General features: G+C 54.4%; 16 protein-coding genes. 3 read left to right on the forward strand and 13 right to left on the reverse strand.

The genetic code is table 11. The annotated features are described in order from the left end of the window. Nucleotides 1-28 precede the first annotated feature (28 nt). From QMG15_RS09850 to QMG15_RS09870, 5 genes are all read right to left on the reverse strand, one after another. Nucleotides 29-1,024 carry a sulfonate ABC transporter substrate-binding protein gene (locus QMG15_RS09850; protein ID WP_281788464.1) on the reverse strand — a complete coding sequence of 332 codons (996 nt, stop codon included), beginning with the start codon at nucleotides 1,022-1,024 and terminating at the stop codon, nucleotides 29-31. A gap of 12 nt (nucleotides 1,025-1,036) precedes the next feature. Beyond that, nucleotides 1,037-2,011 carry a sulfonate ABC transporter substrate-binding protein gene (locus QMG15_RS09855; protein ID WP_281788465.1) on the reverse strand — a complete coding sequence of 325 codons (975 nt, stop codon included), beginning with the start codon at nucleotides 2,009-2,011 and terminating at the stop codon, nucleotides 1,037-1,039. A 133-nt stretch (nucleotides 2,012-2,144) separates the two neighbouring features. Then, nucleotides 2,145-2,735 (reverse strand): NADPH-dependent FMN reductase, encoded by a 591-nt coding sequence (ssuE, locus tag QMG15_RS09860; RefSeq protein WP_281788466.1) that lies wholly within the window; start codon nucleotides 2,733-2,735, stop codon nucleotides 2,145-2,147. A gap of 5 nt (nucleotides 2,736-2,740) precedes the next feature. Then, a complete protein-coding gene (locus tag QMG15_RS09865) occupies nucleotides 2,741-3,754 on the reverse strand; it encodes a sulfate ABC transporter substrate-binding protein (RefSeq protein WP_281788467.1) in 1,014 nt (337 codons plus the stop codon). A gap of 116 nt (nucleotides 3,755-3,870) precedes the next feature. Next, entirely contained in the window at nucleotides 3,871-4,761 is an 891-nt protein-coding gene (locus QMG15_RS09870) for an MBL fold metallo-hydrolase (RefSeq protein WP_281788468.1), read from the reverse strand. Nucleotides 4,762-4,804: 43 nt separating this feature from the next. Between QMG15_RS09870 and QMG15_RS09875 the strand changes: the two genes are divergently transcribed. Genes QMG15_RS09875 through QMG15_RS09885 form a run of 3 tightly spaced genes read left to right on the forward strand, consistent with a single transcriptional unit; the run spans nucleotide 4,805 to nucleotide 6,765 of the window. After that, nucleotides 4,805-5,242 carry a YeeE/YedE family protein gene (locus QMG15_RS09875; protein ID WP_281788469.1) on the forward strand — a complete coding sequence of 146 codons (438 nt, stop codon included), beginning with the start codon at nucleotides 4,805-4,807 and terminating at the stop codon, nucleotides 5,240-5,242. A 10-nt stretch (nucleotides 5,243-5,252) separates the two neighbouring features. Beyond that, nucleotides 5,253-5,669 carry a YeeE/YedE family protein gene (locus tag QMG15_RS09880; protein ID WP_281788470.1) on the forward strand — a complete coding sequence of 139 codons (417 nt, stop codon included), beginning with the start codon at nucleotides 5,253-5,255 and terminating at the stop codon, nucleotides 5,667-5,669. Nucleotides 5,670-5,703: 34 nt separating this feature from the next. Then, nucleotides 5,704-6,765: a YeeE/YedE family protein gene (locus tag QMG15_RS09885; RefSeq protein WP_281788471.1), complete on the forward strand. Its 1,062-nt coding sequence runs from the start codon at nucleotides 5,704-5,706 to the stop codon at nucleotides 6,763-6,765. Between the two features lie 9 nt (nucleotides 6,766-6,774). On the opposite strand, the gene QMG15_RS09890 is transcribed toward QMG15_RS09885, so the two are convergent. From QMG15_RS09890 to soxC, 8 genes are all read right to left on the reverse strand, one after another. Further along, nucleotides 6,775-7,005, reverse strand: a complete 231-nt coding sequence (locus tag QMG15_RS09890) for a DUF2892 domain-containing protein (protein ID WP_281788472.1) — start codon at nucleotides 7,003-7,005, stop codon at nucleotides 6,775-6,777. A gap of 23 nt (nucleotides 7,006-7,028) precedes the next feature. After that, nucleotides 7,029-8,765, reverse strand: coding sequence for a thiosulfohydrolase SoxB (gene soxB / locus QMG15_RS09895; protein ID WP_281788473.1), 1,737 nt, complete (start codon nucleotides 8,763-8,765; stop codon nucleotides 7,029-7,031). 71 nt (nucleotides 8,766-8,836) lie between these two features. After that, nucleotides 8,837-9,490: a sulfur oxidation c-type cytochrome SoxX gene (gene soxX, locus QMG15_RS09900; RefSeq protein ID WP_281788474.1), complete on the reverse strand. Its 654-nt coding sequence runs from the start codon at nucleotides 9,488-9,490 to the stop codon at nucleotides 8,837-8,839. Between the two features lie 11 nt (nucleotides 9,491-9,501). After that, nucleotides 9,502-10,323 (reverse strand): sulfur oxidation c-type cytochrome SoxA, encoded by an 822-nt coding sequence (gene soxA, locus QMG15_RS09905; RefSeq protein WP_281788475.1) that lies wholly within the window; start codon nucleotides 10,321-10,323, stop codon nucleotides 9,502-9,504. A gap of 26 nt (nucleotides 10,324-10,349) precedes the next feature. Next, nucleotides 10,350-10,661 (reverse strand): thiosulfate oxidation carrier complex protein SoxZ, encoded by a 312-nt coding sequence (gene soxZ / locus QMG15_RS09910; RefSeq protein ID WP_199220168.1) that lies wholly within the window; start codon nucleotides 10,659-10,661, stop codon nucleotides 10,350-10,352. 24 nt (nucleotides 10,662-10,685) lie between these two features. Beyond that, nucleotides 10,686-11,141: a thiosulfate oxidation carrier protein SoxY gene (soxY, locus tag QMG15_RS09915; protein WP_281788476.1), complete on the reverse strand. Its 456-nt coding sequence runs from the start codon at nucleotides 11,139-11,141 to the stop codon at nucleotides 10,686-10,688. Between the two features lie 26 nt (nucleotides 11,142-11,167). Further along, nucleotides 11,168-12,238 carry a c-type cytochrome gene (locus QMG15_RS09920; RefSeq protein ID WP_281788477.1) on the reverse strand — a complete coding sequence of 357 codons (1,071 nt, stop codon included), beginning with the start codon at nucleotides 12,236-12,238 and terminating at the stop codon, nucleotides 11,168-11,170. Next, nucleotides 12,222-13,574, reverse strand: a complete 1,353-nt coding sequence (gene soxC / locus QMG15_RS09925) for a sulfite dehydrogenase (RefSeq protein ID WP_281790113.1) — start codon at nucleotides 13,572-13,574, stop codon at nucleotides 12,222-12,224. Before soxC ends, QMG15_RS09920 begins: the two co-directional genes overlap by 17 nt. Nucleotides 13,575-13,652 lie beyond the last annotated feature (78 nt).

The following is a 13,652-nucleotide window of genomic DNA, read 5'->3' on the forward strand; positions in this document are numbered from 1 at the left end:
GATGTTCTCTTTGATGGGGATGAATGAATTAACGAGCGAAGCGCCAAACGATGTCGGCCACACGCACGTGTTTAGGAATGAGTGCCAAGCGCGCAAAGGCATCAGCCACTTGTTGTTGACTGGCGGCTGCTTCTGCACTGAGCAAACCCACGGGCGAACGGGGGCGACGCTTCAAAAAAAGACTGACCACGCCCGCATCCAAACCACTGAAGTTGGCAATCAACTTGATGGCTTCGGGGCGACGTTCTTGCACAAAGCGGTCGGCACGTGAGAGCTCTTCAAACAAGGTCAACACCACTTCTGGGTATTGGTTGGCCAATGCCGTGGACGACAAGTAAAACGAGTTGTTGCCTGATAACCCCACACCGGTGGTGAGGGCGCGCGTGGGCAAGGCCAATTCGGTGGCGGCATAGAACGGGTCCCAAATCACCCAGGCTTCCACACTCTTGCGTTCAAACGCGGCACGTGCATCTGCGGGTGTGAGATAGATGGGCTGAATGTCGCTCCACGAAAAACCGGCCTTCTCTACCGCACGTACCAACAGGTAATGCGCGCTAGAACCTTTTTGCAAGGCAATCTTCTTGCCCTTCAAATCAGCCAAGGTTTTGATGGGTGAGTCTTGCAACACCAAAATAGCCGAGCTCTCAGGCTTGGCAGGCTCGGCGCCCACGTAATACAAGTCTTTGCCTGCGGCTTGCGCAAACACAGGGGGTGCATCACCCGTGAGGCCAAACTCCAAAGCACCGACCGACAGTGCTTCTAACAACTGAGGGCCTGCAGGAAACTCAATCCACGACACCTTGGTGCTGGGGAAGCGTTTTTCGAGCACACCTTGTTGCTTCAAGATGACCAAGTTGACGGCTGATTTTTGGTAGCCAATGCGCAGTTGCTCTAAGGGCTTGGTGCTGGGTTTGTCTTTGGCTTGTGCCAACGCGCTGGGTGCGGCAATCGGGGCGGTCAGCCCCCAAGCCCCTGCTGACAAAGCCAGCAAGCGCAGCAGTTCACGACGGTTGTTATGTTTCATGTTCGGCCCTACTTAGTTCAAGCTCACCGGTGCGGCGTGCAAGAGGTTGAGTTTTTTGGGAATCAGCTTGAGCTCAAAGAAGGTGTCGGCAATGCTTTGCTGTTCTTCCAAAATGCTCTGCGTGATGGGTGCTGTGCCGAACGCTGCGCGGCCTACATACACCTCGGTGATGCTTTTGTCTAAGCCCAGCACTTGCGACAACTCGGCAGCGGCAGCAGATTTGTTTTTAGAAATCCAGGTATCAATGGCATTGACCTCTTCAATCGCAATGCGCAGCACATCGGTGTTGTGCGTGGCGAACTCGCGTGAGGTGAAGTAGTACTGGCGGTTCTTTGCAACGCCTGTTGCATCTGCCAACACCTGAGCATCGAGTGACTTTTGCGCAGAGGCCAAGAACGGGTCCCAAATGATCCAAGCATCGACCGCGCCTTTTTCAAAGGCAGCACGGGCATCAGGCGGAGGTAAAAACACCGACTGCACATCGCTGTACTTAAGGCCGTGCTTTTCGAGCAGCTTCACCAAAAAGTACTGCACGTTCGAGCCCTTGTTGTAGGCCACGCGTTTGCCTTTGAGATCCGCCACAGTTTTGATGGACAAGCCTTTGGGCACGATGATGGCTTCTAGGCGTGGACGTGGCACCGTGGCACCGGCGTACACCAAAGGCGCGCCCGCGGCCTGCGCAAAGATGGGAGGCGCTTCACCCACATCACCAAAGTCAATCGCACCCACGTTCAATGCTTCCAGTTGCACAGGGCCTGCGTTGAACTCGGTCCACGTGACGTTCACACCCAACGGGGCCAAACGTTTTTCCAAAGTGCCACGCGCTTTGAGAATGGAGAGCCAACCTTTTTGATGGCCAATGCGCAAGGTGCGCGTGGCTTTTTGTGCAAAGACTGGCAAGCTTGCGCCTAGGGTGCCAAGGGCTGTGGATGCAATGGCAACCGCAGAGAAAAATTGGCGGCGAGAAATATCAGATGCAAATGTCATAGAACGTCCTATTCAGTTGTGAATGGCCAAGGCTCCGCCCAGACCGCGTTCACAGCGGTTTGAAAAAATGCGTTGGGAGATTTAGAAAGACGTTTGCTTCAAGTTGGCGCTTGAGGCAAACACGAGGGCGTGGTTAGACACTACATCGCACTTGCGAGAAGTGCACATTCGAGAAGCGGCCAGCATGGGCCAATGTGGGTGCGATGTGCTCGGTGACCAAGGTGTGCACCGCATCGTCCAAACGCTCGCCAATTTCATCGGCCACCTGGTAGCCACCTTCTGGGTTGACCACCACTTGTGAATCGGTGGCGTAGATGCCGGGCAAGATGTTCTTCGCGCCCAACGACTGCAGCACAGGCCGCAGCGCGTAGTCCAAAGCCAACATGTGGTGCGGGCTACCACCAGTGGCCAGTGGCAACACGGTTTTGCCCTTGAGTGCGGTTTGCGGCAGCACATCCAAAAACACTTTCAACACACCGCTGTAGGCCGCTTTGTAAACCGGTGTGGCCACCACCACGATGTCGGCATCAGCCACTTGGGCTGTGGCGCGAATCACCGCAGGGTTGCCAAAATCAGCCAACAGCAGCGCTTGAGGGGGCAAGTCACGTACACGCAAGGTCTCCACCTGTGCACCGCGAAACGCGAGCCGCTGCCCCGCAGCACTGAGCAAGGCGGCGGTGCGTGAGCGCTCAGAGGGACTGCCAGCAATCAAAAGTACAGACATGGCGATTACTTCTTCAAATAGATTTGGTCGAAGCTCGCGCCATCGGCAAAGTGGTCTTTGTCTGCCTTGGCCCAGCCACCAAAGGCTTGGTCAATGGTGAACAAGGGCAACTTGGGCAATTGCTTCACATATTTGGCTTGGGCTTTGGCTGAGATGGGGCGGTAAAAGTTTTTGCCAGCAATGTCTTGGCCTTCATCGGTGTAGAGGTAATTCAAATAAGCCTCAGCCACTTTGCGTGTGCCTTTGCGCTCGACGTTTTTGTCCACCACCGCCACAGGTGGCTCGGCCAAGATGCTGATGGAGGGGTAGACGATGTCGACCTTGCTGCCAAACTCTTTCTCTAACAAGTGCGCTTCGTTTTCCCAAGAGATGAACACATCGCCTTGGTTGCGTTGTGCAAACGTCACCGATGAGCCGCGTGCACCTGTGTCGAGCACAGGCACGTTTTTGTAGAGGGCTGCCACAAACTCTTTGGCTTTCGCTTCACCGCCGTATTTGCGTTTAGCAAACTCCCAAGCGGCCAAGTAGTTCCAACGCGCGCCGCCCGATGTTTTGGGGTTGGGTGTGATGACGCTGATACCAGGCTTGACCAAATCGTCCCAGTCTTTGATGCCCTTGGGATTACCTTGGCGCACCACCAGCACGATGGTCGAGGTGTAAGGCGCTGAGTTGTGAGGCAAACGCTTTTGCCAGTCTTGAGGGATCAGCGCCGCATTTTTGTAGAGGGCATCCACATCACCCGCCAAAGCCAGCGTGACCACATCGGCATCAATGCCATCGATGACCGAACGTGCTTGTTTGCCCGAACCGCCATGCGACTGTTTGATGGTCACATCTTGGCCGGTTTGCGCTTTCCAATGTTTGGCAAAGGCGGTGTTGAACTCTGCGTACAGCTCACGGGTCGGGTCATACGACACATTGAGCAAGGTGACGGGCGCGGTTTGTGCCGCAGCCAAACCGCTCACAGCCACCAAGGCTGTGGCCACCAGAGTTTTGAGAAAGTGTTTGCGTTGAATCATGTCGGTTCCCTTTTTGAATCCATCTCAATTTGCGATGGATGGATTCTTAGCGCAGCAGCGCGAAAAGGGAACGACAGAGTTTTTGGTTGTTAATTACCTAAACATCTAAGCCAATGTCAAAGCGCGTTCAAAGGAATTTTGAGGTAGGACACACCGTTGTCGTCTTTGGGTGGAAATTCACCCGCACGGATGTTGATTTGCACCGCAGGCAAGATCAGCACAGGCATGGCCAAAGTGGCATCGCGTGCAGTGCGCATACGCACAAACTCTGCCTCATCAATGCCATCGTGTAAATGAATGTTGTGCGCACGCTGTTCGGCGACCGTGGTTTCAAACCGCACAGCACGGTCTTCGGGTGGATAGTCGTGACACATGAACAAGCGCGTGTTGTCTGGCAAGCTCAGAATTTTGCGTGCAGAGGCATACAGCGTTTTAGCGCATCCACCCGGAAAGTCGCAGCGCGCCGAGCCCACATCGGGCATGAACAAGGTGTCGCCAACAAATACCGCATCACCCACTTGGTAGGCCACGCACGCAGGTGTGTGCCCAGGTACATACAAGGTTTGCGCGCTTAAGTTGCCAATCGCAAATGTTTCATCCGCTTTCAGCAAATGGTCAAACTGTGTGCCGTCTTCTTTGAAGCCAGCCTCTAAGTTGAAGACACCTTTGAACACACGCTGCACAGCAGTGATGTGGTCGCCAATGGCCGTTTGTCCACTCAACCGCTCTTTGAGGTAAGGGGCAGCGGTCAGGTGGTCAGCATGCGCATGCGTTTCTAAAATCCATTGCACGTGCAGATTTTTTTCGCGCACAAATGCAATCACTTGGTCTGCCGACTGCGTGCTGGTGCGGCCAGATTTGGGGTCATAGTCGAGCACCGAGTCGATGATGGCGCAGGCGCTGCCCTCTTTTTCATACACCACATAGGTCACGGTCCACGTGGCGGGATCAAAGATGCCGTGGACGATGGGGTTCAAAGCAGCGGGCATAGAAAAGCTCTGGTTCATAAGGGCACAATAATATAGGTAACTTTAGATATACAAATAAACCATGCGCATCGACTGGCTTCATTTCACACCTGGATCGTCCCTGTTGGGCGGCATTCTGCTTGGCATTGCAGCCGGCGCGTTATTTTTAAATAGCGGGCGCATCTTGGGTATCACCGGCATCTTGGAAGGCTTGTTCCAGCCCACGCGAGAAGATTCGCCATGGCGTTTGACTTTTTTACTCGGCTTGTTTGCATCACCTTTGGTTGCCAAGCTCATGTTGCCTGCAAATCTCCTGCATACGCCACGCATCGATGCCAACTGGGCCATGGTGATCGTGGCCGGTCTGTTGGTAGGGTTTGGTACGCGTTGGGGCGCGGGCTGCACCAGCGGTCATGGCATTTGCGGCTTGAGCCGCTTGTCTGTGCGCTCATTGGTGGCGACCTTGTCTTTCATGGGCACAGGCTTCATCACTGTGTTCGTCATTCGCCATCTGCTGTGAGGAACTGTCTATGCAACGCGTGATTGAATTTGTACTGGGCCTCACCTTTGGCCTTGGCTTGTTAATTTCAGGCATGACCGACCCTGGCAAAGTGCAAGGCTTTCTAGACCTAGCGGGTGCATGGGATCCATCGCTGGCCTTTGTGATGGGCGGCGGCGTGATGGTGGGTTTAGTGGGATTTGGCTTGGCTAAGAAAAAAACCATCAGCTTCTCGGGTGCTCCCTTTCATTGGCCAGAAATGACGCAGATTGACCGCCCCTTGGTGCTGGGCAGTTTGATGTTTGGCATGGGCTGGGGCTTGGCTGGCTTTTGCCCTGGCCCCGCGCTGGTGGCCATGGCCTCTGGCAACGACAAAGCCTTGGTGTTTGTGCTGGCCATGTTGGTGGGTATGGTGCTGTTTGATCGTGTCAAAAAAAGAGACAATTGAAGGCTTTTACCGCCACTGACCATTGGGGAACTTTGTGAATCTGACCAACTTGATTGAAACCTTCGGAGACCACTCGGTCTTAGCCATGGGTGGCGCACTCATCGGTTTGATGTTTGGTTTCTTTGCTCAACGCTCCAAGTTTTGCGCACGCGCGGCTGTCATTGAATGTTGCGATGGCACGTTGGGCTCGCGTTTAGCCGTTTGGTTATTGGGCTTTGCCGTGGCCATTTTGGCGGTGCAAACCATCGTGGTGGTGGGCTTCTTGAAACCTGAAAGCTCTCGCCATTTAGGCGCACTCGGCAGCATCTCAGGCGCGGTCGTGGGTGGCCTGATGTTTGGCATGGGCATGATCATGACGCGCGGCTGCGCCAGTCGCTTGTTGATTTTGTCCGCGAACGGCAATTTGCGCGCCCTACTGTCAGGCTTGGTGTTTGCCGTGACGGTGCAAGCCTCAATCTCAGGCTTGTTGGCACCAGCGCGTCAGTGGGTCACTTCGTTGTGGATGGTGGAAGGCGGGCCCGATCGCAACCTGTTGAACCTCACCACCTCATGGATGGGTTTGGTTGTAGGTGCTGCAATGGGTGCCGTAGCACTTTGGCGTTTGCGCGTCAGCGATACAGAGAGCCGCAACACATGGAACTGGGCAGGTGCGTTGGTGGGCTTGGCCATTGCTTTGGGCTGGGGTTTCACACAGCTGGTGGCCAGTGTGTCGTTTGAGCCCATTGCCGTGCAAAGTCTGAGCTTCAGCTCACCTTCTGCCGAATGGCTGATGCGCACGCTGTCTACTGCGACGGCGCCAAGCTTTGGCTTCGACGCAGGTTTGCTACCAGGTGTGTTTATTGGATCTTTGGTGGCCAGTGTGATGTTTGGTGAATTCAAGTTTGAAGGTTTTCAAACAGAAAACAAACTGGGCCATTACCTGACAGGCGCCGTGTTGATGGGCTTTGGCGCGGTCATGGCGGGCGGTTGCACAGTGGGCTCAGGCATGAGCGGTGGTGCGATTTTCTCGAACACCGCGTGGCTCACATTGGTATCCATCATCCTCGGGGCTGGCTTGACTTACAAAGCCCTCAAGTCCATCAATAGCCCCATTTAAGTTCAGCGCTTATTCAGTAACGCAGCATGCTGCGTTGCTATCTTTAGCGCCAAGCTTGCGCAAGATGATGGCCATGGGGCAAAAGTTAGTGAATCCAAACTGAAACAAGTTCAGACCCACAAAGGCTGTGAAAGCCAAGGCCCAACGGCTCACAAACAGGGGGCTTTCTTCTACGCCCAAAGCCAGTGACACCATGATGAACAAGCCCGCAACGATGCGGATGTAACGTTCGACAGTCATTTTCATTACTCCAAATTTAAAAATCAAACAGCTGCAAAGCCAGGGTTGGGCAGCACACCTTCAAGCTTGGGCGTGTTGAGCTTGCGCTTAGACACTTTGCCGCCGCTGGCTTTGAGCCATTGCTCTGCCACTTCCCACACGGGTTTGAGGTTTTGGTTTTTGGCTTCTTCAGCCACGGGCGCCCAACCCGCTACTTTGTATTTCTTGTTGGCGTCGATGAGCTTGCCTTTGAGGCGCATCTCACCAATGCGGTTGCCCATTTTCTCGTTAGGACGGCACACATATTCGAGGCCTCCCACACGTACCATGTCACCGCCTTGTTGGTAATACGGATCAGGGTTGAACAAGTTGTCGCACACATCTTCGAGCACAGTCTTGATGGTCTCGCCTGTCATCTCAGTCACCGTGGCATACGAGTAAGTGGTGGCTGTCATGTCCATGAGCCATTCACGCGTGATAGGTTGACCTGGCAACAACGACGTCCCCCAACGGAAGCCAGGCGAGAAGGCCATGTCGGCGCCTTGCACATCCATCAGCGCATCGAGCAACAACTGGTCGCCCGTGCCATTGAAGTTGCCACGGCGATACAGCGTGCCTTCTGTGATGGCCAAGGTCTCATTCAACTTAGCTTCGTACGGCGCGCGGATCTTGTTGATGAGCGCGTCCATCTCTTTGTCGGCAGGCAACATATTGGAAAAGATAGGCAACAGCTTGTAGCGGAAGTCTGTGATCTTTTTGTTCTTCACTTCGAAGTCGAGCACGCCCAAGAATTTGCCGTTTGAGCCTGCGTTGGTGACGATGGTTTTGCCGCCCTTGTTATTGACCAAAGTGGCCACAGGCATGCCGTCGTGGGTGTGGCCACCCATGATGGCGTCGATGCCGCTGACGCGGCTGGCCATTTTCAAATCCACGTCCATGCCGTTGTGTGACAGCACGACCACCACCTGCGCGCCTTTGGCGCGGGCTTCGTCAACCATCTTTTGCATGTTTTCGTCTTGAATACCAAACGCCCAATCGGCCACCATGTAGCGTGGGTTGGCAATCGGTGTGTAGGGGAAGGCTTGACCGATGATGGCGCAAGTCACACCGTTCATTTCACGAATCACGTAGGGCTTGAACACCTGATCGCCAAAGTCTTGGGTTTTGATGTTTTGCGCGACGAAATCCACTTTGCCTGCAAAGTCTTTGTTGACGATTTCTTGCACGCGCTCCATGCCGTAGGTGAATTCCCAGTGGCCCGTCATCACGTCCACACCCAGCAACTTACAAGCATCCACCATGTCTTGCCCGTTGGTCCACAACGAGGTGGCCGAGCCCTGCCATGTGTCACCACCATCGAGCAACAACGCGCCAGGGCGGCTAGCTTTGAGGCGCTTGACCAAGGTGGCCAAATGCGCAAAGCCACCCACTTTGCCGTAGCGCTTGGCCGCCACTTCAAAGTTCAAGTAGCTCATGCCATACGCTTCGGCGCTACCAGGACGCACACCTGCCGTCTTGAGTAAATGCTCGCCCACCAAATGGGGCAACTGCCCTTTCATGCTGCCAATGCCGAGGTTGACACTGGGTTCTCTGAAATAGATGGGCTTTAACTGCGCATGGCAATCGGTCATGTGCAGAAATGACACTTGGCCAAACTTCGGGATGTCATACAAACCTTTGGCAGCCACGCTGCTGTCAGCTTGGGCATAAGCATTCATATTGAGGCCGGCCATGGAGCCAGCACCCATGACTTGCATGAATTCGCGTTTGGTTAAGTTCATATCAGCACCTACTTATTTAAATAACGTAAAAAAGCCGCAGACGATTCCTCATCCTGCGGCCCTTTGAAAGATTACTTGTTGACTGGCGACGCGGGGTCGAGCAACAAAGCCATCACGTGTTTGATTTGCACTTCGGTCAAGATGCCTTTATGCGCAAAGCGTGGCATGTTGGAACAAGCGTTGTAAGCACGTGCATTTTGAATCTTGCCCCAGGTGTATTCCACGATGGGCTTTGACTCTGCGCTGTTGGGGTTGGTCACGCCGCGCATCTTGCCGTAGTTGTACAAACTTGGACCCAAGGTGCCATAAGACAACTCGGTCTTGCTGATTTGGTGGCAGTTGTAGCAGTTGCCGCCATTGACCGAGCCTTCGGCATCGGTCCATGTTTTTCCAGCGCCGCTTTGTGCGATCTTTTCGCCTTCTTTGAAGTCACCCAAATACTTGCCATCGGCTGGGGCCTTGATGGTTTTCATGTTGCGAGCTTCGATTTCAGCGCTGACTTTGGCATCCAATGCCACGCCCGTGCGATCAGACTCCGCACACAAGCGGTTATCTTCGTCAGGGCTCAAACGGTCCAGCTTAGCTTGACCTTGGGCACGGAAAGAACGCCCCAAAATGTCTTGGGTGAGTTTGTCGAGGTCAGCGCTCGAAGGCATCGGTGCAGCACATGCCGTCAGCAAGGCCACAGCGGCTGCGCTCAAGGCGATTTGATATTTGCGGTTCATTTGCGTTGTCCTTATCGTTTGATCGCAGGCGCGATGGCTTCACCACCTTTGCCATTCACACCCATGTACACGCCCAAGGCGATGGTGGCATCACTGCCGAACAAGGGGTAAGGGAAACGTTGTTGACGGTAGCAATCGTTCAAGCGCAACTGAGCGCCCCACATTTGCCCGTTAGACACACGATAAGCGGGCCAAGCACCAAAGCCGTTGCCAGCACCGGGGTTCTTGGTCAGATTAGGCAAATCTTGCAAACGGATGCGCTTGTCGTCTTGGCTGTGGCAAGTAGCACAGGCAAAGTCGTGTGAGCCGCCGCGCATGAAGAACAGGCGTTGGCCCACTTCGTACATCTTGCGTTCTTCCACATGGCTTTGCGAGAGGTTGAATTTCATGCCTTTGGACTCGCCAGCAATCCATGTCGCCAACGCGGTGACATTGCTTTGCTCGCCTCGGCCAAAAGGTGTCTTGGCGATTTCTTCGCCGTTGAAGCCTTGCAACTCTTGCATGCACGTCACCAAACGTGACTCTAGGTCTTGCACCCGTCCGGTGTCAGAGAAGTAACGGGGCAGTTCAACCCAAGCGCCTTTGACCACGCCTGCGCCTTTGCCCAAATCGCATTTTTCAAGCGATGTTTTTTTAGGGCCTCGCTTTTGCTTCCACAGGTCTTCACCTTTGGCTTCAAATAACTCGGCAGGATTGCCGTCTTGCAGCATGGCACGGTATTCGGCGATGCTGTCGGTTGACGACTTTTGGGCGAACGCAGCGGTTGACAAACCGATGAGCCCCACAGCGGCTGATAAGCCGATGCACCTAGACGCTAGTGCTATTTTTTTCATGTGTGTCTCCACTGCGTTCGCTGTGATCACGAAACGGTTGCTTCGTCAGAGCGTGTATCGCCCTTGTTGTCTTTCCAAGTGATGCCCACTTTGTCACCGGCTTTGGCGCCTTTGATGGTGAACTGCAAGAACGGGTTCTTAGACACAGCGGGGCCCCACTCGGCTGTCATCACGACTTTGCCGTTGAGAGTGGCTGTCACGTCTTGGATGTGCCAAGCGGGAATGATTTTTCCGGTGCCGTCTTTGCGTTGACCGGATTCCATTTCGTGGCTCATCAAGACACGAATGGTTGCTTTGTCGCCAGCTGCTTGGGCGCGAATGCGCATTGGATCTGCCATGGTGTTTCTCCTGAAATTTCTAAATTAGCCGCCGCAGCCGCCGAGTGTCACTTTGACTTCCTTCTTGGCGAAGAAAGCTTTGCCGTCATTGGTGATGGCCACCGCATACACATCTGACGATTGGCCCATTTTTGAACGCGTGGCGAAGTTGGCTTCCACTTCAGGCGTCACGTTGAACATAGCAATCAAAGCCGATGGGTTTTTCTCCACCAACAACAACACGCGCTTGACGTTGCCCAAGCTGGTGCTCACGCCCAATGGGACAACAGCACCGTTTTCAGCGATGTCTGGTCCAGTGATGGTGACGTCCTTGCTTTCCACGGGGGCTGAGCCGCCCATGGCCTTGACAGCTTCGGCTACGCTCTTGGCGTCAAACGCAGCTTTGTCAAACGCTTGTGCGTATTGAGGGAACAGGCCAGTAGAGGCCAAGAGGCCTGCCACAGCGGCGCTGTGCTTGAGGGTCTCGCGACGAGTTTGCATGTAGTGCTCCTAAAAAAGGTTTTGGGTTATTTTGCCGCACCTGCGGCGAGCCAGTTGGCCATCGTTTTGATATCGGCTTCCGAGGCCGTTTGTGTGGGCATTGGAATTGGGCCCCACACACCAGAACCACCTGACTTGATCTTGCCAGCCAAGTAATCGGCTTTGCCTGGATACTTTTTGGCGATATCGCTGAAGCTTGGGCCCACCACCTTGGTGTTTTGTGCATGACACGCCGTGCAGTTGTGTTTGCCGAGTAAAGCCAGAGCGGGGTCAACCACTTTGGCAGCGGGCTTTGCAGCTGGGGCTACCGATGCGGCACCGGCTGAGGTGGATTTGCTTTCTGGCACAGCCGTATTCGCACCGTGCTGTTGGCCCACCAATCGGTTTTGATCGGCCAAGTTGCCATGCGCATTGCGTGCGTAGTCAGGCAGCATGGAAGCCACTTTGGCTTCTGGGATGCAATCTTTCATACAGGCCACGTTTGCAGTGTCAGGTTTGGCGGTGCCGTTGAACTCTTTGCCGGCCCACATGTTGTGCTTGGTGCTCATGCCGTTGCGGTTGGGCATGCGCTTTTGCACTTCGGCCATGTTTTTGTCTGACAACACGAAGTTTTCAGGCACCACATTGGCCAAGCTCAAAAGGTAAGCCGTGACCGCATACACCTCATCAGGCTTGAGCGATTTGGGTGCCGTCCAAGGCATGGCGCGGTTGATGTAGTCCCACAGCGTAGACACCGTAGCCACCTTCATGATGGTGGTGCGTCCTGGGAAGTCTGCACGCTTCAAATTGGCCACATTGCCAGTTTTGATGTCGTCGTTGGTAGTGCCACCAATCAAGGGACTGAACACTTCGTTGGATTCACCAAACACACCATGACAGTGGGCACACTTGGCTTCCCACAAATCCTGGCCTTGCGCTACCGAGCCTGAACCCGCAGGTAAGCCTTTGAAGTCAGGGCGCACATCAATGTCCCATGCAGCCACTTCTTTCAGCGTGGCCGGACGACCTACGCCAGGGTAAGCCGTGCTTTGTGCGCTGGCAAAACCAGCAGCAACCAACAGGGCCGTGGTCAAAACGACTTTACGAAACTTGGACATTCTTGACCTCGCCGTTTTCTTGCACCAACCAAGATTGGATGGCGTTGTTGTGATAAATCGAACGGGTGCCACGTGCTGCACGCAAGTGCTTGTAGGTGGGCTGCACGAATCCAGTTTCGTCTGTGGCGCGGCTTTGGATGATGGCAGGCTTGCCGTCCCAAACCCAGTCGATGTTGAAGCGCGTCAGCGCTTTGCTGAGCACCGGTGTTTCCAAACGGGCTTGGCGCCAGTTGCGGCCACCATCGACTGACACGTCAACTTTTTTGACCTTGCCACGACCCGACCAAGCCAAACCTGTGATGTTGTAGAAACCCTTATCCAACAACACCTGGCCGCCAGAAGGCGTGGTCACCACGCTCTTGCACTCTTGAATGTTGGTGTACTGACGGTGTTGGCCATCGGGCATCAAGTCCATGTAATGCACAGCTTCGTCTTTGGCTGCATAGGGCATATCGCCCACTTCGATGCGACGCAGGTACTTGACCCAGCTGACACCTTGAATGCCAGGCACGATCAAGCGTAAGGGGTAGCCATTTTCAGGACGCAGCATTTCGCCGTTTTGCCCATAAGCCACCAGAACTTCGCCTGACAAGATGAGGCTCATTGGAATGGTGCGGGTCATGGAAGAACCGTCACCACCTTCAGCCAAGATGAATTTGGCGTTCTTGAAATCAGCGCCCGCAATTTCGAGCAAGGTGATAAGCGGCACACCTGTGAACTCGCTGCATGACACCATGCCATGTGTGTATTGCACGGTGGGCACGGCCACATTGCCCCACTCAACTGCAGTGTTCGCACCGCATTCAATGAAGTGAAAACGTGAGACAGAGGGCAAACGCATGATTTCGTCCATGGTGAACACTTTGGGTGTTTTCACCATGCCGTTGATCATGAAGCGGTGCTTAGAGGGGTCGATGTCCCACCAGCCTTGGTGATGACGCTCAAAGTGCAGACCACTCGGCGTGACGATGCCAAACAACGACTGCAAAGGTGCGAACGACACCGAGGCTTGCGTAGTTTGTGTCAAGCCTGGGCTTTGACGACGCTGCACATTGGACTCGAACTTAGACGGGACACCGTAGCCATTGTTGGCAGCCACACCTTGACCTAAGCCTGTGGCGTGCTCCGGCAAATTCAAGATATGAGGATCGCCCCCTTCGGTAGGGACTGGGTTGCCCTGCCCCAAGGCCATGGGTGCCGCAGCACCTGCGGCGGCAGCGGCAAACGCGCTGCGAATGAAGCTGCGTCGGCCCGTCTTGCTCTCGGCAATGACGGTGCGAATGCCGTCACGGTCTAAAAAGTTTTCGGGCGCTTTTTGAACGCGGCCCGATTGAATGCCATCTGGTGTTTTCACAGACAGTCCTTCCACATATAGTTATATATCAATACCCGCTAATATAAATCATCTCTGATA

The organism is Limnohabitans sp. INBF002 (assembly GCF_027924905.1).
GTDB lineage: Bacteria > Pseudomonadota > Gammaproteobacteria > Burkholderiales > Burkholderiaceae_C > Limnohabitans.

Bases quoted from the DNA above. Each gene is read 5' to 3' on its own strand.
- QMG15_RS09850 (WP_281788464.1), bottom strand. From the start codon at position 1,024: ATGAAACATAACAACCGTCGTGAACTGCTGCGCTTGCTGGCTTTGTCA.
- QMG15_RS09855 (WP_281788465.1), bottom strand. From the start codon at position 2,011: ATGACATTTGCATCTGATATTTCTCGCCGCCAATTTTTCTCTGCGGTT.
- ssuE (WP_281788466.1), bottom strand. From the start codon at position 2,735: ATGTCTGTACTTTTGATTGCTGGCAGTCCCTCTGAGCGCTCACGCACC.
- QMG15_RS09865 (WP_281788467.1), bottom strand. From the start codon at position 3,754: ATGATTCAACGCAAACACTTTCTCAAAACTCTGGTGGCCACAGCCTTG.
- QMG15_RS09870 (WP_281788468.1), bottom strand. From the start codon at position 4,761: ATGAACCAGAGCTTTTCTATGCCCGCTGCTTTGAACCCCATCGTCCAC.
- QMG15_RS09875 (WP_281788469.1), top strand. From the start codon at position 4,805: ATGCGCATCGACTGGCTTCATTTCACACCTGGATCGTCCCTGTTGGGC.
- QMG15_RS09880 (WP_281788470.1), top strand. From the start codon at position 5,253: ATGCAACGCGTGATTGAATTTGTACTGGGCCTCACCTTTGGCCTTGGC.
- QMG15_RS09890 (WP_281788472.1), bottom strand. From the start codon at position 7,005: ATGACTGTCGAACGTTACATCCGCATCGTTGCGGGCTTGTTCATCATG.
- soxB (WP_281788473.1), bottom strand. From the start codon at position 8,765: ATGAACTTAACCAAACGCGAATTCATGCAAGTCATGGGTGCTGGCTCC.
- soxX (WP_281788474.1), bottom strand. From the start codon at position 9,490: ATGAACCGCAAATATCAAATCGCCTTGAGCGCAGCCGCTGTGGCCTTG.
- soxA (WP_281788475.1), bottom strand. From the start codon at position 10,323: ATGAAAAAAATAGCACTAGCGTCTAGGTGCATCGGCTTATCAGCCGCT.
- soxZ (WP_199220168.1), bottom strand. From the start codon at position 10,661: ATGGCAGATCCAATGCGCATTCGCGCCCAAGCAGCTGGCGACAAAGCA.
- soxY (WP_281788476.1), bottom strand. From the start codon at position 11,141: ATGCAAACTCGTCGCGAGACCCTCAAGCACAGCGCCGCTGTGGCAGGC.
- QMG15_RS09920 (WP_281788477.1), bottom strand. From the start codon at position 12,238: ATGTCCAAGTTTCGTAAAGTCGTTTTGACCACGGCCCTGTTGGTTGCT.